The organism is Nonomuraea lactucae, assembly GCF_003313395.1.
Taxonomy (GTDB): Bacteria; Actinomycetota; Actinomycetes; order Streptosporangiales; family Streptosporangiaceae; genus Nonomuraea; species Nonomuraea lactucae.
Window position 1 is genome coordinate 1 of sequence record NZ_QNFZ01000374.1, and the last position, 772, is coordinate 772.

Annotated in this window: 1 protein-coding gene; it reads left to right on the forward strand. The window is 72.8% G+C overall.

Going from position 1 to position 772, the window contains the following annotated elements; translation table 11 throughout:
• Positions 1 to 772, forward strand: a 772-nt coding sequence (locus tag DQW85_RS22040) for an AMP-binding protein (protein ID WP_162795215.1), incomplete at both ends; no start/stop codon positions are given.

Here is a 772-nt window from a genome sequence, read left to right on the forward strand (position 1 = left end):
CAGGTGGCGGAGGCCGCGCCGGAGGTGTTCGCGGGGCTGCGGATGCTGCTGTGCGGTGGCGACGCGCTGTCGATCAGCCACTGCCGGAAGGTGAAGAGCCACCTGCCCGACCTGAAGATCATCAACGCGTACGGTCCCACCGAGACCACGGTGGCCTGCACCATCTTCGACATCGACGCCGGCCTGCCGCCGGGGGAGGGGACGGTGCCGATCGGCGGTCCGCTGTCCGGGCGGCTGGTCTACGTGCTGGACGAGTGGATGAACGTGGTGCCGGTCGGCATGGCCGGTGAGCTGTTCGTGGGCGGCGCCGGCGTGGCCCGCGGGTATGTGGGCAGGCCGGATCTGACCGCGGAGAGGTTCGTCGCCGACGTGGTGTCGGGGGTGCCCGGCCGAAGGCTGTACCGCACCGGGGACCGGGTGCGCTGGCGGGCCGACGGCGTGCTGGAGTTCCTGGGCCGGGTGGACGACCAGGTGAAGATCCGCGGGTTCCGGATCGAGCTGGGCGAGGTGGAGGCGGTCCTGGCCGCCCACCCGCGGGTGCGCGACTCGGTGGTGATCGCCCGCGAGGACGGCCCGTCCGGCAAGCGGCTGGTCGGCTACGCGGTGGCCGACGATGTGGAACCGTCGGAACTGCGCGGCTTCGTGCGCGGCAGGCTGCCCGACTACATGGTGCCCGCCGTGGTGGTGACGGTGCCGGCCATCCCCGTGACCGCCAACGGCAAGGTCGACCGGAAGGCGCTGCCGGCCCCTGACCCCAGCCTGGAGCAGGCGG